Source organism: Acinetobacter sp. YH16031, from assembly GCF_013417335.1.
In the GTDB taxonomy this organism is placed as follows: domain Bacteria; phylum Pseudomonadota; class Gammaproteobacteria; order Pseudomonadales; family Moraxellaceae; genus Acinetobacter.
In genome coordinates, this window is record NZ_VPED01000005.1 from 100,808 (window position 1) to 119,673 (window position 18,866).

16 protein-coding genes are annotated in these 18,866 nt (G+C 44.7%); 10 read left to right on the forward strand and 6 right to left on the reverse strand.

All coding sequences use genetic code 11. The features are described 5' to 3' along the window. Nucleotides 1–98 precede the first annotated feature (98 nt). On the forward strand, nt 99–1,544 hold the full coding sequence (locus FTV31_RS04150) for a SulP family inorganic anion transporter (protein WP_180013193.1): 1,446 nt from the start codon (nt 99–101) through the stop codon (nt 1,542–1,544). Between the two features lie 150 nt (nt 1,545–1,694). Further along, nucleotides 1,695–2,411, forward strand: coding sequence for a tRNA (guanosine(46)-N7)-methyltransferase TrmB (trmB, locus tag FTV31_RS04155; RefSeq protein WP_004782474.1), 717 nt, complete (start codon nt 1,695–1,697; stop codon nt 2,409–2,411). Between the two features lie 43 nt (nt 2,412–2,454). On the opposite strand, the gene FTV31_RS04160 is transcribed toward trmB, so the two are convergent. The 5 genes from FTV31_RS04160 to FTV31_RS04180 form a co-directional block, all read right to left on the reverse strand. Continuing rightward, nucleotides 2,455–3,231, reverse strand: a complete 777-nt coding sequence (locus FTV31_RS04160) for a Rossmann-like and DUF2520 domain-containing protein (protein WP_180013195.1) — start codon at nt 3,229–3,231, stop codon at nt 2,455–2,457. An 83-nt stretch (nt 3,232–3,314) separates the two neighbouring features. Next, nucleotides 3,315–4,112: a thioesterase family protein gene (locus tag FTV31_RS04165; protein ID WP_180013197.1), complete on the reverse strand. Its 798-nt coding sequence runs from the start codon at nt 4,110–4,112 to the stop codon at nt 3,315–3,317. A 62-nt stretch (nt 4,113–4,174) separates the two neighbouring features. After that, complete coding sequence (locus FTV31_RS04170) at nt 4,175–4,846, reverse strand: class I SAM-dependent methyltransferase (RefSeq protein ID WP_180013199.1); 672 nt, start codon at nt 4,844–4,846, stop codon at nt 4,175–4,177. A 242-nt stretch (nt 4,847–5,088) separates the two neighbouring features. Further along, nucleotides 5,089–6,777: an AMP-binding protein gene (locus FTV31_RS04175; RefSeq protein WP_004782479.1), complete on the reverse strand. Its 1,689-nt coding sequence runs from the start codon at nt 6,775–6,777 to the stop codon at nt 5,089–5,091. Between the two features lie 97 nt (nt 6,778–6,874). After that, nucleotides 6,875–7,510: a TetR/AcrR family transcriptional regulator gene (locus FTV31_RS04180; RefSeq protein WP_004782481.1), complete on the reverse strand. Its 636-nt coding sequence runs from the start codon at nt 7,508–7,510 to the stop codon at nt 6,875–6,877. 146 nt (nt 7,511–7,656) lie between these two features. Here FTV31_RS04180 and FTV31_RS04185 point away from each other — a divergent pair, with 146 nt between their 5' ends. The 8 genes from FTV31_RS04185 to FTV31_RS04220 all read left to right on the forward strand — a co-directional run bounded on the left by FTV31_RS04185 (nt 7,657) and on the right by FTV31_RS04220 (nt 17,141). After that, nucleotides 7,657–8,829 (forward strand): isovaleryl-CoA dehydrogenase, encoded by a 1,173-nt coding sequence (locus FTV31_RS04185; protein WP_180013201.1) that lies wholly within the window; start codon nt 7,657–7,659, stop codon nt 8,827–8,829. Nucleotides 8,830–8,864: 35 nt separating this feature from the next. Next, nucleotides 8,865–10,466, forward strand: coding sequence for a carboxyl transferase domain-containing protein (locus FTV31_RS04190; RefSeq protein ID WP_004782485.1), 1,602 nt, complete (start codon nt 8,865–8,867; stop codon nt 10,464–10,466). Nucleotides 10,467–10,478: 12 nt separating this feature from the next. Then, nucleotides 10,479–11,273, forward strand: a complete 795-nt coding sequence (locus tag FTV31_RS04195) for an enoyl-CoA hydratase/isomerase family protein (protein WP_159123879.1) — start codon at nt 10,479–10,481, stop codon at nt 11,271–11,273. A 19-nt stretch (nt 11,274–11,292) separates the two neighbouring features. Then, entirely contained in the window at nt 11,293–13,287 is a 1,995-nt protein-coding gene (locus tag FTV31_RS04200) for an acetyl/propionyl/methylcrotonyl-CoA carboxylase subunit alpha (RefSeq protein ID WP_180013203.1), read from the forward strand. Then, on the forward strand, nt 13,284–14,186 hold the full coding sequence (locus FTV31_RS04205; protein ID WP_180013205.1) for a hydroxymethylglutaryl-CoA lyase: 903 nt from the start codon (nt 13,284–13,286) through the stop codon (nt 14,184–14,186). Before FTV31_RS04200 ends, FTV31_RS04205 begins: the two co-directional genes overlap by 4 nt. A 100-nt stretch (nt 14,187–14,286) precedes the next feature. Further along, the gene (locus FTV31_RS04210; RefSeq protein ID WP_180013207.1) at nt 14,287–14,991 is read left to right on the forward strand and encodes a CoA transferase subunit A; all 705 of its coding nucleotides are present in this window, start codon (nt 14,287–14,289) and stop codon (nt 14,989–14,991) included. Between the two features lie 2 nt (nt 14,992–14,993). After that, a complete protein-coding gene (locus FTV31_RS04215; RefSeq protein ID WP_004782495.1) occupies nt 14,994–15,632 on the forward strand; it encodes a CoA transferase subunit B in 639 nt (212 codons plus the stop codon). Between the two features lie 96 nt (nt 15,633–15,728). Next, a complete protein-coding gene (locus tag FTV31_RS04220) occupies nt 15,729–17,141 on the forward strand; it encodes a short-chain fatty acid transporter (RefSeq protein ID WP_180013209.1) in 1,413 nt (470 codons plus the stop codon). Between the two features lie 57 nt (nt 17,142–17,198). Here FTV31_RS04220 and FTV31_RS04225 read toward each other — a convergent pair whose 3' ends face one another. After that, nucleotides 17,199–18,692 carry an OmpA family protein gene (locus FTV31_RS04225; protein ID WP_180013211.1) on the reverse strand — a complete coding sequence of 498 codons (1,494 nt, stop codon included), beginning with the start codon at nt 18,690–18,692 and terminating at the stop codon, nt 17,199–17,201. Nucleotides 18,693–18,866 lie beyond the last annotated feature (174 nt).

Genomic DNA, 18,866 nt, shown 5'->3' on the forward strand with positions numbered 1-18,866 from the left:
TATTGAGGAATTTACAGGCTTTTGCAAGTCAATCTTGTGTAGATTTTTATCTGTATCTGTTTAAGATACGCAGGTTCTCAAAATTTAGATGATATTTCGTGATTAACCTGAAAAAAGAAGAATGGTTTTCCAATATCCGGACTGATGTACTGGCAGGTTTGGTGGTTGGACTCGCCCTGATTCCTGAATCTATTGCCTTTTCTGCGATTGCCGGTGTCGATCCGCAAGTCGGCTTATATGCCTCTTTCTGTATTGCCGTGTCCATTGCCTTTTTCGGTGCTCGTCCTGCCATGATTTCTGCGGCTACAGGTGCAATGGCACTATTGATGATTACGCTGGTCAAGGATCATGGATTGCAATACCTGCTTGCAGCCACGATTCTGACCGGAATCATTCAGGTGATTGCGGGCTTTTTTAAAGTTGCCAAGCTGATGCGTTTTGTGTCGCAGGCTGTGGTATATGGTTTCTTGAATGCCCTCGCGATCCTGATTTTTGTGGCACAAATCCCGGAAATTCACCGGATGGACAGTACGGGTTATCTGTTCATTTTAGTAGGTTTGGCAATTATCTATCTATTTCCTTATATTCCGAAAATCGGTAAAGCGATTCCATCACCTCTGATATGTATCGTCGTGCTGAGCGCACTTGCGTTATTGCTTGGTGCAGATATGCGTACTGTGAGCGATCTGGGACAGTTTCCAGATACCTTGCCCGTCTTTCTTCTTCCAGAAATTCCACTGAACCTGGAAACTTTGCAGATTATCCTGCCTTATTCCTTTACTTTAGCCACTGTAGGTCTGCTTGAAAGTATGATGACGACTACAGTGATTGATGAAGTTACTGGAACTGAAAGTGATCGACATCAGGAATGTCGTGGTCAGGGTATGGCCAATATTGTCAGCGGTTTTATGGGCGGAATGGCCGGTTGTGCCATGATTGGCCAGTCGATTATCAATGTCTCTTCAGGTGCACGTACCCGTTTATCCACTTTGGTGGCTGGGGTGTTTTTACTGTGTCTGGTGGTCTTCCTGAAAGACTGGCTGGCTTATATTCCTATGGCTGCGCTGGTTGCCATTATGATTATGGTGTCATTTACTACTTTCCAGTGGGGTGCAATAAAACAATTTGGCAAGCATCCGCTAGAATTTAATACCGTGATGATTGCGGTGATTATTGTTGTGCTTGCTACTCATAACCTGGCGCTCGGTGTATTTGTCGGTGTATTGCTCTCTGCCTTGTTTTTTATTAATAAACTGGAAAGAACTGTACATGTCTCGACTTATTTGCATAAGCCTAATTCACGTAGCTATGTGATTTCTGGACAGATCTTTTTCAGTAGTACAGAAAAGTTCTACCAGTTTTTTGATTTTAAAGAAAAACTGGATCATGTTGAGCTGGATCTGACGCATGCACATATCTGGGATGTGACTTCAGTAAATATGCTCAATAACGTCATCCAGAAGTTTAAAGCCCAAGGCATAGACGTGACTGTAATCGGTTTAAATGAAGCCAGTAGCACTTTGATCGACCGTTTTAGTACCTAATCAAGCTTGATCTGTAAAAGAGCCGATTGGCTCTTTTATTTTGTCTGAGATCTCTGGCTCGATTTTTATGGAGAAATACCGAGAAAAGTTTGACTTGCACCGCTCAGGACTTAAAATACCGCATTCTGAATTTTTAGATTTGCCAAAATTATGTCGAACGATCAATTAGACCAGCAAGTCGTGGAGCTGGACAATTTAAGCGAGCACCGTGAAATTGTAACGTTTATGCGCCGCTCAGCGCCATTAAATACCTCTCAACGTACTGCGCTTGAACAATATGGTCACTTAATTTTGGAATATCCGGTGGGTGACTTGCGTCAGCATTTTGAGCATCCTGAACGTCCGCTGACTGTCGAAATCGGTTTCGGTATGGGTCGTTCACTGGTACTCATGGCTAAAGCGAATCCTGAACGTAACTTTGTCGGAATCGAAGTGCATGTACCGGGTATTGCGCAGTGCGTGTATGAAGCAGGTATGGCTGGCGTGACGAACTTACGTGTACTGGATGCTGATGCGATTCAGGTACTTCGTGAAATGCCAGACAATAGCATCAACACCGTTCAGCTGTATTTCCCTGATCCATGGCAGAAAAAACGTCACTTTAAACGCCGTTTTGTATCTCATGACCGCATGCCATTGGTTGAGCAAAAACTGGAACTTGGCGGTACTTTCCATGCTGCAACAGACTGGGAACCGTATGCTGAGTGGATGCTGGAAGTTCTGGAAGAACGTCCACGTTTAGAAAACCTCGCAGGTAAAGGCAACAGCTACCCTCGCCCTGAATGGCGTCCACAAACCAAGTTTGAGCGTCGCGGAATCGAAGCCGGCCACAAGATTAATGATTTTATCTTTAAGAAAATTTCTTAATATCTATAAATCTAAAAAGCGCTGATTATTCAGCGCTTTTTTATTAGATCTGATGGCGTTCTAAAATCTGTTGACTGAGTAAGTTATATACATCTGCCAAGTCTTGTCGCTGAGACTGCTCTAACATCTGCTGATGTATATTCAGAATATTCTGATCACCACGCATCGCAGGTCCAGTCTGTCCTTGGCGAGGATCATTTTGCGTCGCTTTATGGGCTGTTTCCAGAATCAATGGATAAAGCAGGCTAAAGTCTACCTGCTGTGCATCTACCACCTGCTTAGCCATGTCATAACAGTAGTTGCTAAAATTGCAGGCAAATACTGCAGCCAGATGCAAGCTCAAACGTTGTTGTGAACTATATTGATAAACTCGTTCGCTTAGGCTATTTGCTAAATGAGTTAAGATTTCTTGATCTTCTGGCTCAGGTGCTTCAATAAATAAAGGCGTATTTTCCCAGTCAATTTCACGTTCCAAACTAAAGGTTTGCAATGGATAAAAGACGCCAGACTTTGCATGTACATCTGCTAGAACATTTAGATGAGTACTGCCTGAAGTATGGACAATCAGCACATCTTGTAAATAAGAATGGACTTGTTTGATGACCTCAGCAATTGATTGATCACTCACAGCAATGATCATCAAATCTATATTCTGATTCAGATTCTCAGGTTGAGCGATGGCTTGCGCTTTAAATTGATCAGCCAGTTGCTGTGCTTTATCCAGAGTCCGGCTGTAGATCTGTACAATTTCATGTTGTGCTGACAATACACGGGCAAGATGATAAGCCACTCGCCCTGCCCCAATAATACTAATCCGCATTCATCAATATTCCTGAACCATTGCGCACAGCATGCCAATAAAAAAAGGATGAATCAATTCATCCTTTTGCTTTTGAACCAGATTTAGAATTTACGTAAGGTCAAAATCTGTTCACTGCGACCGAAAGGCCCGTGAATATCATGCAGTACACCGCTGGTGAGACCAATCCCATCTTCACCATACTGTTGCACCACTTCAAGCCCCAGCCATTCACCTTGCGGCAGACGGTGCATATGAATCTGCAAATCCAGATTCGGGAATCCCCAGCCCGCATTTGGATCCTGACGTGGCACAACGCCATTCGCGGTATCGACCATACCCAGTAAACGGCTAAAATCTGTAGTCGGTTGTCCTTCGACCATATCCAGTGAATTTCTAAGCCAGACAATGCCTTTGCCTGCACGATGGTCGGTATGTGCGCGGGTTTCAATACTTTGAATATAACCACCCGGCCAGCAACTCATACCCTCCCAAACCGGTAAAGAATCAGGACTTTCGATCGTAAAATCTTCGATACCTGCAATAGCCTGGCTATCCGAAGTCAGCATCCTCCAGGCACGTGCAACGATACAGGTTTTTCCATTGGCACACATTTCCGCCTCAATCAGTTCAATAGTTTTGCCAGGACGGATCATGCGCGTAGTAATAGAAAACTCACCAAATGCAATCAGTCCAAAAATATCCAGTCCAACCCGGCCAATGCGCATTTCTGATCTAGGCTGAAACTGTTCTAGTTCAACACATAGAATACCAGTTGCTGGTGCCATGTGCTGTTCATGAGGATTCCACGCACCTTGAGCATGAATATTGGAACGATAATAGGCAGTAGTACTGCCATCTGCATGCTGCTCGCGCTGGATCAAACTATAATATGCTGACATTCTTCTTAAACTTCCTTGATTATTCTCTTAAACTTTAAAATTCATATAAAGTATCATGATCTTTATTTTCTGAGTAAAAAACCATAATAATTCATGATTTGACTATAAATTTTGTGTTGTTTAAATCCGACTTTTGTTAAAAGTTCATTTGAATCTTCCGCTGAAATCAGAAAAAAGTCCTGCTGCAATCTGGCCAGCATATTTTCGCTTTGCTGCACACTAAGTCCTGTTTGCTGTGCCATTTTTTGCATCACCTTTAATTCATTCTCACCTTCTGGCTGCATCAGATCATAGGTCAATGCGATCCGGCCAGCTTTAAGGCTCTGATAGATAGCCTGAAAAAAATCAGATTTCTGAGGTTCAGGAATAAAATGGGCGACTAAAATAGCAAGTGCAGCATCGAAAGTATTTTGCTGATCCAGTTCCTGAGTGGTGCACTGTATAAACTGAACTCGTTGTTCAGCTCCAATAGAAGCCAGATGCTTCCTTGCCTGCTCAAGCATTGCAGCGGAAGGATCAATCGCAGTAAATGTCCAGTTGGGATGCTGCTGCAATAAATAAGATAGCTCATAACCAGTACCGCAACCCACGATCAGGATATGTGCATTTTCTGGAAGCTCAGTACTGAGTATTGCTTCAATCTGTTGATGCACCAGTTCATAGCCAGGAATCAGTTTACGGATATGATCATCATAACTGGCGACCACCACTTCACTGTGAAAGTTTTTTGCCATCTGTTTACTCTGATTTATATAGAAATAGATTTTTATCTATTTAAAGAAATTGCTAAATACATGACCTCAATTTGCAAGATGGATTCTTCTTCCATTGTGCAGGTGCTTCGTTACTTTGACTGGGCAAAGTAACCAAACCCCTCTGTTTCATTGATATGGCATCCTTGCCATACAATGAAACGGCGGCATCCATGCCGCCAGGTCATCTGATCAAATACTATTTAAACTTAGCTTTAATTAATTTAAGCAATCTCTTTTAAATTTAATTCTTCACGCATAAATTCACGCAACTTGAACTTCTGTGCCTTACCTGAAGCCGTCATTGGAAATTCATGGAAGAAACGCACATAACGCGGCACTTTATTGTGAGAAATATGCTCGGCACAATACTGGCGGATGGCTTCTTCGGTACATGGATCATTCTCATGTAGGATAATGCAGGCACAAAGCTCTTCACCATATTTATGGTCTGGCACGCCAATCACCTGCACATCTGACACCGCTGGATGGGTGTAAAGGAAATCTTCAATTTCTTTCGGGAACAGGTTTTCACCGCCACGAATGACCACATCCTTGATACGTCCCTTAATTTTGACAAAACCTTCATCATCCATTTCAGCAATATCACCGGTATGCATCCAGCGTGCAGCATCAATCACTTCCTGAGTCTTGTCCTGATCTTCCCAATAACCGAGCATCACGGAATAACCACGCACACAGAGTTCACCCAGTTGACCGCGCGGCACCACCTTGCCATTTTCATCGACAATTTTCACTTCCAGATGCGGATGGACACGGCCAACTGTACTGACACGACGTTCAACACTGTCTTCAGTAGAACTCTGGGCACTTACCGGAGCAGTTTCAGTCATGCCATAACAGATGGTAATTTCGGACATATGCATCCGCTCAATCACGCGCTGCATAATTTCCTGCGGACACGGGCTACCCGCCATAATGCCGGTACGCAGACTGGATAGATCAAATTCGTCAAACTGCTCATGTTCCAGTACGGCAATAAACATGGTCGGTACGCCATAAGCTGCCGTACATTTTTCCTGCTGAATGGCTTTTAAGGTTTCCAGCGGATTAAATACGGCAGATGGATAAATCATGGCTGAACCATGGGTAATACAGGCCAGATTGCCCATTACCATGCCAAAGCAGTGGAATAGTGGAACAGAAATACAGACACGGTCTTCTGGACTTAAGTGAATCGCCTCACCGACAAAGTAACCATTATTTAAAATATTGTTATGGGTCAGCATTGTACCCTTAGGGTTACCTGTAGTGCCTGACGTAAACTGGATATTAATAGTTTCATCGAACTGCAAATCAGTGGAGATCTGTTGCAGTTGTTCCAGTTCTTGAGCACTTGGTGTAGGCATTAAATCCTGAAAACGATGAATACCCGTATGCTGCTGCTCATCAATTTTAATGACATGCTTTAAATGTGGGAGACGTTCTGCATTTAGTAATTTATTTTCAGCCTGTTTTAATTCAGGCGCAATTTTGGTCAGAATTTCCTGATAGTCCGTGGTTTTAAACTGCGATGCAATGACCAGTCCCTTACAGGACACTTTATTCAGGACATATTCCAGCTCATTGCTTTTATAGGCCGGATTCAGGTTAACCAGAATAATGCCTGCCTTGAAAGCTGCGAACTGGGTAATAGTCCATTCCACACAGTTCGGCGACCAGATCGCCAGACGGTCACCTTTTTGCATACCCAATTTCAGCAACTGACAGGCAAAGGCATTGACCTGATCCTGTAGCTGCCGATAACTCAGGCGTATGTTCTGATGCATGCTGACGACTGCATCGCGATCTGCATATTGTTCGCAAGCCTGATCAAATTTTTCACCAATCGTCATACCCAATAAAGGCTGGCTGCTGGTTCCATAGGCATAGCTTAACCGTACTTGTGTCATTGAATCGATCTCCTTGATTCTTTGTAATTCTGATTTTCAACTTTACTAATTGTTTTATGACCACGACGACCTTGTCTATGTGCCTGTTTTTGTGTGTCTATGCTGCTGAATTTCCCTCCTGTCGATGTACTGCGTTAACACAAAAATCGGCAATCTGTTTGACAAAGTGATCCTTGTAGTTCTGATCAAACATCACATTACGGGACGGATTCAAAGGTTCAATCACGACAAAGGTCATGGCACCCACCACGCCCAAAGCTGCCGTATTTAAATCTTCAAACTCGAACTCTCCATTCACCTTTCCTTCGGCCAGGATTTCCTTAATGCTTTGTTTAAGCAGCTGTTTACTGCGAAAACGCTCATGTTCCATTTCCGGATCAACCGGTTCAAACATAAGTGAATACGCCAACTGGGGGCTATTCATGGCACGTTTCACAAAAGTTGTAACAGATTTTTGCAATTTTAGTTTTGGCGATAAATCTGACCCGGCAATGGAAACAAGAATTCCCACTTCATGCTGAATCGCTGCCGACAAAACTTCAATCAAAATCTGGCTTTTGTTCTCAAAATATCGATATACCAGCCCTGTAGAAACGCCTGCGCGTTCTGCAATCGCCTGAATCGACGCCTCTTTAAAGCCCCCTTGAGTAATCAGTTCACGAGCAGACTGTAAAATCGACAAACGATTTTGTTCCATTCGTTCCTGCATCAGTGATGATCTTTTATAACTCATAATCTTATTCTCAACCAGATAAAATGAATTGTAAATCATTTTGTGAATATAGGTTCACTTTTTTAATTTTTCGTTGTATGTTAAAAAAACAAGCACAACAAAAATGCTTTTGGACACAACAAATATAATCTCAGGATGGATGAAGAATGAATTTACAAAGCTTAGATTTCGGTTTGGATGAAACTCTTATTGCGCTTCGTGATTCAGTGGCCGCTTTTTGCGCCAAGGAAATTGCCCCAATTGCCCAGCAAGTTGACCGTGACAATGAATTCCCGGCTCACCTCTGGAAAAAATTTGGTGATATGGGCCTACTTGGTTTAACGGTCAGTGAAGAATATGGCGGTACCAATCTGGGGTATCTGGCCCATATTATTGCCATGCAAGAAATTTCCCGTGCTTCAGCATCCATTGGTTTGTCCTATGGCGCCCATTCTAACCTATGTGTAAACCAAATTAAGCGAAATGGTAATGAAGAACAAAAACAGCGCTACCTGCCAAAACTGATTTCTGGCGAATATGTCGGTGCACTGGCCATGTCTGAGCCGAATGCCGGATCAGATGTAGTCAGCATGAAACTGAAAGCTGAAGACAAAGGCGATCATTATCTACTCAACGGTTCCAAGATGTGGATCACTAACGGCGGTGATGCCGATGTACTCGTCGTCTATGCCAAAACCGATTTACAAGCTGGCGCCAAAGGCATGACCGCCTTCCTGGTTGAGAAAAATATGCCAGGTTTTAGTCACGGCACCCACTTAGACAAACTGGGTATGCGCGGTTCCAATACTTATCCCCTGTTTTTTGACAATGTCGAAGTTCCGAAAGAAAACGTGCTTGGCGGTGTCGGCAATGGAGCTAAAGTGCTGATGAGTGGTCTGGACTACGAACGTGCGGTTCTCAGTGCTGGCCCACTGGGCATTATGGATGCCTGCATGGATACCGTGATTCCTTATATTCATGACCGTAAACAGTTTGGTCAGGCACTGGGTGAATTCCAGTTGATGCAAGGCAAAATTGCTGACATGTACTCTACCTGGCTGGCGAGTAAGGCACTGGTGTATGCCGTTGGTGCTGAATGTGACAAGGCCGATCATAGCCGTAGCCTGCGTAAAGACGCTGCCAGTGCCATTTTATATGCCGCTGAAAAAGCCACATGGATGGCGGGTGAAACCATTCAGACCCTAGGTGGTAACGGTTATATCAATGAATTTGCTGCAGGCCGTTTATGGCGCGATGCCAAACTCTATGAAATTGGTGCCGGAACTTCTGAAATCCGCCGCATGCTCATTGGCCGTGAGCTCTTCAACGAAACAGCCTAAATATTAACACTTAGAATCAAACAAGGATGTTCGTCATGAATCAGTTACAGAGCAAAATCAATATACGTAGTGAAGAGTTTAAGACCAACCAGGCTGCCATGCTGCAACTGGTGGATGACCTTAAACAGAAAGTAGAAAAAATTGCCTTGGGTGGCGGAGAAACTGCCCGTCAGAAACATCTGGATCGCGGCAAATTACTGCCGCGTGAACGGATTAATCATTTAATTGATCCAGGCACAGCTTTTTTGGAAATCGGTCAACTGGCTGCCTATCAGGTTTATCAGGATGATGTTCCTGCAGCAGGCGTGGTCGCAGGTGTGGGCCAGGTGAATGGTGTGACCTGCATGATCGTGGCCAATGATGCCACAGTCAAAGGCGGTACTTATTATCCACTTACGGTGAAAAAGCATTTACGTGCCCAGGAAATTGCTGAGCAAAATCATTTGCCATGTATTTATCTGGTCGATTCTGGCGGTGCTTATCTGCCTTTACAGGATGAAGTATTCCCGGATCGTGATCACTTCGGCCGTATCTTTTACAATCAGGCACGTATGTCGAGTCTAGGTATTGCCCAGATTGCAGTGGTGATGGGTAGCTGTACGGCAGGTGGTGCTTATGTGCCAGCAATGTCTGATGAAACCATTATTGTGCGTAATCAAGGTACAATTTTCCTCGGTGGCCCTCCTCTGGTGAAAGCAGCTACTGGTGAGGTGGTTTCTAGTGAAGATCTAGGCGGTGGTGATGTACACACCCGTTTATCTGGGGTTGCCGATCATCTGGCAGAAAATGATGAACACGCAATTGCCATTGCCCGCAACATTGTGGCGAACCTGAATAAAAAGCCAAATAAAACTGCAGATGAAATTGAAGCACCGCGTTTTGACAGTTCAGAGCTGTATGGCATTGTGCCAAGCGATGCACGTAAACCGTTTGATATCCGTGAAGTGATTGCGCGTATTGTCGACGGTTCACGCTTTGACGAATTCAAGGCACGCTTTGGGACTACCCTGGTCACTGGCTTTGCCAAGCTCTATGGAATGCCAGTTGGAATTATTGCCAACAATGGAATTTTATTCTCTGAGTCTGCACAAAAAGGCGCGCATTTTATTGAACTATGTACCCAGCGCAATATTCCGCTGATCTTCCTGCAAAACATCACCGGCTTTATGGTGGGTCGTCAGTATGAAAATGAAGGTATTGCTAAAAATGGTGCCAAGCTGGTGATGGCCGTCGCGACAGCCAATGTGCCTAAACTGACTCTGGTGATTGGCGGTTCTTTTGGTGCCGGTAACTATGGCATGTGTGGCCGTGCTTACTCGCCACGCTTTATGTGGACCTGGCCAAACTCACGTATTTCGGTGATGGGCGGTGAACAGGCCTCTAGCGTATTGTCGACTTTGAAACGCGATCAGATTGAGCAAAAAGGTGGAACCTGGTCAGCTGAAGAAGAAGACCAGTTTAAACAGCCAATTCGTGACCAATATGAACGCCAAGGCCATCCTTATTATGCTTCTGCGCGTTTATGGGATGACGGTGTCATTGATCCAGCGCAATCGCGTGAAGTCCTGGCCCTAAGTCTGGCTGCAGCGATGAATGCACCAATCCAGCCAACCAAATTCGGCGTGTTCCGCATGTAAGAGGTGACAAAAATGGACTATCAATTTTTACAGCTCGAACAGCAGAATCAGGTAGCAACAGTCTGGATTAATCGCGCTGAATTGCACAATGCATTTAATACCCAGGTCATTGAAGAGCTACATGCTTGCTTTCAGTCTTTAAATCAGCGTGATGATGTACGTGTAGTGATTCTGGCAGGCCGAGGTAAAAGCTTTTCTGCGGGTGCGGATCTAAACTGGATGAAAAAGGCCGGTCAGGCCTCACAGGCAGACAATGAAGCCGATGCTCTCAAACTGGCAAAAATGCTGCAAAGTCTGGCGACCTTGAAACAGCCAACGATTGCCCGTGTCCATGGTATTGCTTTTGGCGGCGGTATGGGTCTGGCAGCCGCTTGTGATATCTGTATCGCCAGCACTGATGCCAAGTTTGCAACGTCTGAAGTACGTTTAGGATTAGCCCCTTCGACCATTAGTCCGTATGTGATTCGTGCGATTGGCGCCCGTCAGGCGTCACGTTATTTCCTGACTGCTGAGCGAATCTCAGCTGAACAGGCGAAAACCATTGGTCTGGCACATGAAGTGACTGCACCAGAACAGCTCGACAGCAAAATTGATGAGATTGTGGAAGCGCTCTTACTCGGTGGACCAGCAGCGCAAAACGCCTCAAAACAGCTGATTCAACTGGTCGATCAACAGGTCCTGACTGAAGATCTGCTGTTTAAAACCGCACAGCATATTGCCCATGTTCGCCAGGGAGATGAGGCGAAAAATGGACTGAATGCATTTTTAAACAAACAAAGCCCGGCCTGGATTAAGACCACGGCATAACAACAAGAAGGATCGTAGGATGTTTGAAAAGATTTTAATTGCCAATCGTGGTGAAATTGCCTGCCGTGTGATTCGTACAGCGAAAAAGTTAGGGATTGCCACCGTTGCCATATATTCCGATGCCGATGCACAGGCACAGCATGTCAAACTGGCAGATGAAGCCATCCATATTGGTGAATCGCCTGCTGCACAAAGTTATTTACAGATTGAACGTATTATTCAGGCAGCAAAAACTACCGGTGCTCAGGCCATTCATCCAGGTTATGGTTTCCTGTCTGAAAATGACCAGTTTGCCCTGGCCTGTCAGGATAACAACATTGTCTTTATTGGTCCGCCAGTGGATGCGATCTTAGCAATGGGTCTGAAAGCGACCTCTAAAGCCTTAATGGAAAAAGCTGGTGTACCTTTAACCCCCGGCTATCATGGTACCAATCAGGATGCCGATTTCTTGAAACAACAAGCTGACAGTATTGGCTATCCAGTACTGATCAAGGCTAGTGCTGGCGGTGGCGGTAAAGGCATGCGACTGGTCGAGCGTAGTGAAGATTTCCTGAGTTCACTCGCTTCCTGTAAAAGCGAAGCACGTTCCAGCTTCGGCAATGAAGATGTGCTGATTGAACGCTATGTCGTGCAGCCACGCCATATTGAAGTTCAGGTCTTTGGTGATACACATGGCAATTATGTGCATCTGTTTGAACGTGATTGCTCCGTGCAGCGTCGTCACCAGAAAGTTCTGGAAGAAGCACCTGCACCTAAAATGCCAGAAGACAAACTTGAGGCGATGCGCCAAGCCGCAATTGATGCTGCACGTGCTGTAAATTATGTCGGTGCCGGTACAGTCGAGTTCATCGTTGAGCAAGACGGTACTGCTTACTTCATGGAAATGAACACCCGTCTGCAGGTTGAGCATCCAGTCACTGAAATGATCACCGGTCAGGATCTGGTGGAATGGCAGTTACGTGTAGCGTTCGGTGAACCTTTACCGAAACAGCAGCATGAATTACAGATACACGGTCATGCACTGGAAGCCCGTGTTTATGCCGAAGAACCAGAAAAAGGTTTTATTCCTGCCATCGGTCAGATCAGCTATTTGCACTATCCAGAACAAAATGACAGCGTGCGTGTGGATAGTGGCATTGTCGAAGGTGATGAAATCAGCACCTATTATGATCCGATGATTGCCAAACTGATTGTTTGGGGCAAAAACCGTGAAGCTGCTTTAACCCAGATGCATCATGCCTTGGGTCAGTTTCATGTCGATGGTCTTGGCAATAACATCGCTTTTCTTGATCGCTTAGTATTATGTGATTCATTTAAAAATGCCCATCTCGATACTGGCCTGATTCAACGTGAAGAAGAGTTCCTACTCAAACCATCTGCTGATATCAGTGCAGAATTAGTGGTCACTGCAGCCTTGGTTGAACTGTTATCGCGTCTGGCTCAAAACCCGACGAGCAATAATCCAGTCTGGCAGCAAAAGGCATTTTGGCGTCTGAATCAGCAAAATAGCTATACAATTAAATTACAATGTAATGACGTTTTACGTGTGGTGAGCTTTAAAGCGCTAGAAAATAGCTTCCTGGCAAATTATGAAGGCCAGACACTCACTATCCAGGGTGAGCTGCTCGATCAACACCTACTCCAGTTAAATCTTGCAGGTCAGCAGCAGAAATTGGCATTTAGCCGGACTGAGCATGGCATTACCCTGTTCCAGAATGGTCAAAGTTACAAGTTTACTTATCTGAAGTCTGATTTTAATGGCCGGGATGAACAAGGCACTGAAAATAACTTGACTGCGCCAATGCCTGGCGTGATTACTCAGGTTCTGGTCGCGGCAAATGACAAAGTGAAAAAAGACGATGTACTGCTGACCTTGGAAGCAATGAAGATCGAATATACCATTCGCGCTCCGCATGATGGCATTATCGCAAACTCATACTTTCAGAAAGGTGACCAGGTTAAAGCTGGCGATGAACTGGTAGAGTTCCAGCCTCTAGCGGAGGAAGTTGCATGACAGATTTCGTTAAAATCGTAGAAGTCGGGCCACGCGATGGCCTGCAAAACGAAAAAACACCTTTAACACTAGATGACCGCAAAAACCTGATTCTAGATCTGATGAAAACAGGTTTACAGGCAATTGAAGTCGGTTCCTGTGTTTCAGCCAAATGGGTCCCACAGATGGCAGATAGCGATGTGCTATTTGCCAGCTTGCCTAAAGATCCGAATATCCAATTCAGTTTACTGACGCCAAATATGAAAGGTTTTGAATCAGCGCTGGCTGTGGGTTGTAAAGAAGTTGCGGTATTTACCGCAGCTTCTGAAAGCTTTACCCGCAAGAACATCAACTGCTCGATTGATGAAAGCTTTGAAAAGTTTGCAGATGTGATGGCCGCTGCCAAAGCTAATGATGTCAAGGTTCGTGGCTATGTCTCCTGCATGGTGGACTGCCCTTATGAAGGTGCAATTGATCCGAAGCAGGTCGTAAAAGTTACGCAGCGCTTACTAGATATGGGCTGCTATGAAGTGTCATTAGGTGAAACCATTGGTACAGCAACTCCGGATCGCGTGAAGAACGTCTGGGATGCTTGTCTTTCAGAAATTGATAGTAAAGTGTTGGCTGGCCATTTTCATAATACCTATGGCATGGCCATCGCTAATATTTACCAGTCACTATTACAAGGTATTCGGGTATTTGACTCCTCTATTGCCGGTCTCGGTGGCTGTCCTTATGCCAAAGGTGCTTCCGGCAATGTTTCAACTGAAGACCTGTATTACCTGCTCTCCAAGATGGGCTTTGAAACCGGTATTCAACTGGATGCCCTGATGCAGGCCAGCCGTAATATCAGTGAGGTGTTACAACGCAATAATCCTTCCAATTATGCCAATGCCTATTGGCAAAAAGCCTGTGCTTAAAAACTTGAAATAGCCGGACACTCTATAAGTCCTCATGGATAGAAATCAGCAGATCTTTAGATGAAAGAGATCTGCAAGAGAAGAATAAATCGAGGTAAAAATGTCAAATAAAGTGTATGACAGTGCAAAAGCTGCTTTAGACGGCGTGGTCCAGGATGGACATACCCTTGCGGTAGGCGGTTTTGGTCTATGTGGTATCCCAGAAGCCCTCATTGCAGCTTTAAAAGAAACCGGTGCCAAAAATCTGACCTGTATTTCTAATAATGCCGGTGTCGATGGCTTTGGCTTGGGTCTATTGCTGGAAACCAAACAGATTAAAAAAATGATCTCTTCCTATGTGGGCGAGAACAAGGAATTTGAACGCCAATACTTAAGTGGCGAACTCGAAGTTGAACTGACTCCACAAGGCACGTTGGCGGAAAAATTACGTGCCGGTGGTGCAGGTATTCCCGCTTTCTATACCGCGACCGGTGTTGGAACCGTCATTGCTGAAGGTAAAGATGTCCGCGAATTCAATGGCAAGTCTTATATTCTGGAAGAATCCTTAACTGCTGATGTGGCTCTGGTTAAAGCCTATAAGGCCGATAAAGCCGGCAACCTGATTTTCCGTAAGACTGCCCAGAACTTCAATCCGGTCTGTGCCATGGCTGGTAAAGTGACCATTGCTGAAGTTGAAGAAATTGTCGAGATCGGTGCCCTTGATCCAGATGAAATTCATCTTCCCGGCATTTATGTGAACCGGATTGTACTCAATACCCAACCGGAAAAACGTATTGAACAAATGACTTTAAAGGCGGAGGCTTGATCATGGCTTGGACACGTAATGAAATGGCGCAGCGCGCCGCACAGGAACTTGAAGATGGTTTCTATGTGAATCTGGGTATTGGTCTGCCAACCTTAGTCGCCAACTATATTCCAGAGAATATTAATGTCTGGCTACAGTCTGAGAATGGTCTGTTGGGTATTGGAGAATTTCCAACGGCCGATACTGTGGATGCAGACCTGATCAATGCTGGCAAACAGACGGTAACTGCCCGCAAAGGTGCTTCTTTCTTTTCCAGTGCCGATTCCTTTGCCATGATCCGTGGCGGTCATGTCAATATCGCCATTCTGGGGGCTATGGAAGTCTCAGAAAATGGTGATCTGGCCAACTGGATGATTCCAGGCAAGAAGGTCAAAGGCATGGGTGGTGCCATGGATCTGGTTGCAGGCGTACAGAAAGTTGTGGTGCTGATGGAACACTGCGCTAAAGATGGTACGCCTAAAATTGTTTCACAATGTAGTCTTCCGCTTACTGGCCAGGCCGTAGTGAACCGGATTATTACTGACTTAGGTGTATTGGATGTCACACCTGAAGGTATTCAACTTGTAGAACTGGCACCCGATGTCAGTTTTGATGAAATTCAGAAAGTCACCGGTGTGCCTTTACTCCGTAAAGCAGCCTGATTTTTCCCAGCCCTTAAAATGAAAATTTTAAGGGTTTCTTTTTGGCTGAAGAAAGCCGCTTATTAATAACAAATGCAGAATAAATGGATTTTAATTATGCAAACTCAACAAAATATCTTGCAGCGCTTTGCCATGCGTGTCAGCGACTGGTCTGAAAAATGGTTTCCGGACTCTTATATTTTTGCCCTACTCGGTGTCATCATCGTTGCGATTGCCGCGATTGGCATTGGTGCACCGGCACAAGACGTCGCAATTTCATTTGGTGACGGGTTCTGGAGCCTGATTCCCTTTACCTTACAGATGTGTATGCTGATCGTGGTCGGTTATGTAGTTTCAGTTTCCAAACCGATGCAATTATTGATTCAGAAAATGGCGCGCATTCCTCATTCTGGACGTGGAGCCATCGTTCTTGTCGCCACAGTTAGTCTACTGATTTCCCTGATTAACTGGGCGATGAGTACAGTACTAACTGCTCTTCTAGTGATTGCACTGGCGCAGCGTAAAGAGCTGAATATGGATTACCGTGCAGCTGCCGCAGCAGCGATTATCGGAATGGGTGCAACCTGGGCGCTCGGCATCAGCTCCTCTGCCGCACAATTACAAGCCAACAAATCCAGCCTACCAGAACCGCTTTATAATCTGACTGGTGTGATTCCTTTTACCGAAACGATTTTCCTGCCGCAATCCATGATCATGACAGCAATCTTGATCATCGCCTCGATTGCCATTGCCTACTGGTCTGCGCCCAAAGGCAATCATATTAAAACCATTGATCACTTCCCGATCCAGGTTGAAGAAGAAAAGACTGAAACCGTGATCCATAAACGGCCGGGTGACTGGCTTGAAAACTCGCCAATCTTAAGTATTCTGATTGTGGTTCTGGGTCTGGTCTGGATGTTTAACGAGTTTTCCAAAAGCAATCCGATTCTGGCAATCTCCAGTTTAAACACCTATAACTTTATCTTTCTGATTTTAGGTGTAGCTTTACATGGTACACCACGTAATTTTCTCAATGCTGTGTCCAAAGCTGTGCCGGCCATTTCAGGGGTACTGATTCAATTCCCGCTTTATGGCAGCATCGCCTTTATGATGACCAATGCCCTGAATTCTGCTGACTTGTCCCTGTCGCACTATATCGCCGAGTTCTTCGTGTCGATTGCATCCCAGGAAACCTTTGCCATCGTTATGGGAATTTATTCAGCGATTCTAGGCTTCTTCATTCCTTCTGGTGGAGGCAAATGGATTATTGAAGCGCCTTATGTGATGCAGGCCGCACATGACCTGAAAGTGCATCTGGGCTGGTCTGTCCAGATTTACAATGCAGCCGAAGCCTTGCCCAATCTGATTAATCCTTTCTTTATGCTCCCTATGCTGGGAATCTTGAAATTAAAGGCCAAAGATGTAATTGGCTTTACAGTGACACAACTGGTCTTTCATCTTCCGTTGGTACTGTTCTTACTCTGGTTCCTGGGAAGAACCCTGACTTATACCCCACCTGTCTTCTCTTAATTCATAATAAATAAAAAAGGACGAATCATTCGTCCTTTTTTATGATAAAAGAATTATTTAACTGGCTTTCTTCTCAACTACACCTTCATTATCTACAGTATGGACACGACCGTCTTCGGTACTTATAACTTCAAAAGTTACACGACGGTTTTGATACTGACCGTTCGAAGTCGCATTCGGTTGAGCAGGCTGATTCGCCGCCATACCTACTGGTTGTAGTTGTGCCGGATTCACCCCTTTCTGCACCAGATAATTCACAATGGCTTGAGCACGTTTTAAAGACAGTTCCTGATTTTGAGTGCTGCTGCCTTCCGTATCAGTATGGCCTATTACGGTTAGACGTACATCTTTGGCATATTGCAATAAAGCTGCGGTCTGATCCAGCAAGCTTTTATTCACTTCAGGAATTTCTGTAGAACCTGTCGCAAAATGAATAAGTTGCAGGTTTAAGGCAGTTGCAACATCCAATGCCTCAATATTCTCCATCTGAAGTTCGTCTAAAGCTTTTTTAGCCTCGGTATTGGCTGTATTGATCGCCTCATCCATATCCACTGGTTTTTGGGTCACGACTTCTACATTTTTAGCTAAGCCACGAATTTGACCTGCCAAACGCTGTGCATCTGCACTGTTCGCTGCCTGCACAGATACCTGATTACCTGCCCAAGTTAAAGTCACATTTGACATGCCTTGCAATAATTTCAATACGGATGGAATTGTATCTTGATCAATAAATTCTGAGTGGTAATTCTCATTGGCTACTGCACCACAGCCAATACTGTAATTAAAGATCTGTTTGATTTCATTTTGCAGAATCTGCATATATTTCGGATCATTCATCTGTACCTGACAGTTGACGATTTCACCCTGACTACCGGTGCTGATTTTGAGAATTGCAGGGTTCGTTGCAGCAGCTTCACTCACTGCTTGGGCATTTCGCAATTCATCCGGATCATCATCACGCAGGCATCCACGGAAGAAGAATAAAATAATTGCAGCGATAATCACGAGGAGAATAAAAGGCCAGAACACCACTGCCTTTTTCTCTTCAGTCAGTACTGGTTCTGCTTCCGGTTCGGAAGCCAGACCCGGTGCGCGGTTCAGATTTTGTCCCGCCAGCGGAGATACGCCTAGAGATGCCAGTATGGGGCCAGCCCAGACTGGTAATGCCCGTTGAATCAAGTCTGCATGGGTATCTAACAAATGGCCTACTGCTTCAGCAGTGGGTGCACCCGCTTCTGCTTGCAAGAAGTTCATGGTTGGAACAATTGCCCGGTTCAGGGTCTGTTCAATTTCATCTTGAGGTGCAGTTGAATCTAACTGAGCCTGGAATTGTTGTTTTAGGGTCGGATTATTATTAAATAATTCATCAATCTTGGGATTAAGTTGCTGACCCAGACTTTCAATCCAGGCCGGTCTTGCACGAAGAATACTTAACAATACAGGATAGAATTGGGCTAAGGCCTGATCCTTGGCAAATAGATGTTCTGTTTCACCTTGCAGCACAATGGCGGTCACATCACTCTTTAAACGTTCAATTAAATCTGTATTCATCAAGATCACCATTATTCTGATTTATAATGTTTAATATTTAATCAGTGTAGCGACCCACCCTCTTTGGAATGTTAATAATTGTACTGATATCATAAAGTTTCACTGTTTATGTAGGGCTAACTTTTCTACTATTTTAATTAAGATATAAAAAAGTCAGCCGAAGCTGACTTTTTG

Excerpts from the sequence above, each read along its gene's own strand:
- FTV31_RS04165 (WP_180013197.1), bottom strand. The coding sequence starts at position 4,112 with ATGTCAGCATATTATAGTTTGATCCAGCGCGAGCAGCATGCAGATGGC.
- FTV31_RS04215 (WP_004782495.1), top strand. The coding sequence starts at position 14,994 with ATGGCTTGGACACGTAATGAAATGGCGCAGCGCGCCGCACAGGAACTT.
- FTV31_RS04225 (WP_180013211.1), bottom strand. The coding sequence starts at position 18,692 with ATGAATACAGATTTAATTGAACGTTTAAAGAGTGATGTGACCGCCATT.
- FTV31_RS04160 (WP_180013195.1), bottom strand. The coding sequence starts at position 3,231 with ATGCGGATTAGTATTATTGGGGCAGGGCGAGTGGCTTATCATCTTGCC.
- FTV31_RS04200 (WP_180013203.1), top strand. The coding sequence starts at position 11,293 with ATGTTTGAAAAGATTTTAATTGCCAATCGTGGTGAAATTGCCTGCCGT.
- FTV31_RS04190 (WP_004782485.1), top strand. The coding sequence starts at position 8,865 with ATGAATCAGTTACAGAGCAAAATCAATATACGTAGTGAAGAGTTTAAG.
- FTV31_RS04170 (WP_180013199.1), bottom strand. The coding sequence starts at position 4,846 with ATGGCAAAAAACTTTCACAGTGAAGTGGTGGTCGCCAGTTATGATGAT.
- FTV31_RS04180 (WP_004782481.1), bottom strand. The coding sequence starts at position 7,510 with ATGAGTTATAAAAGATCATCACTGATGCAGGAACGAATGGAACAAAAT.
- trmB (WP_004782474.1), top strand. The coding sequence starts at position 1,695 with ATGTCGAACGATCAATTAGACCAGCAAGTCGTGGAGCTGGACAATTTA.
- FTV31_RS04220 (WP_180013209.1), top strand. The coding sequence starts at position 15,729 with ATGCAAACTCAACAAAATATCTTGCAGCGCTTTGCCATGCGTGTCAGC.
- FTV31_RS04195 (WP_159123879.1), top strand. The coding sequence starts at position 10,479 with ATGGACTATCAATTTTTACAGCTCGAACAGCAGAATCAGGTAGCAACA.
- FTV31_RS04205 (WP_180013205.1), top strand. The coding sequence starts at position 13,284 with ATGACAGATTTCGTTAAAATCGTAGAAGTCGGGCCACGCGATGGCCTG.
- FTV31_RS04175 (WP_004782479.1), bottom strand. The coding sequence starts at position 6,777 with ATGACACAAGTACGGTTAAGCTATGCCTATGGAACCAGCAGCCAGCCT.
- FTV31_RS04210 (WP_180013207.1), top strand. The coding sequence starts at position 14,287 with ATGTCAAATAAAGTGTATGACAGTGCAAAAGCTGCTTTAGACGGCGTG.
- FTV31_RS04185 (WP_180013201.1), top strand. The coding sequence starts at position 7,657 with ATGAATTTACAAAGCTTAGATTTCGGTTTGGATGAAACTCTTATTGCG.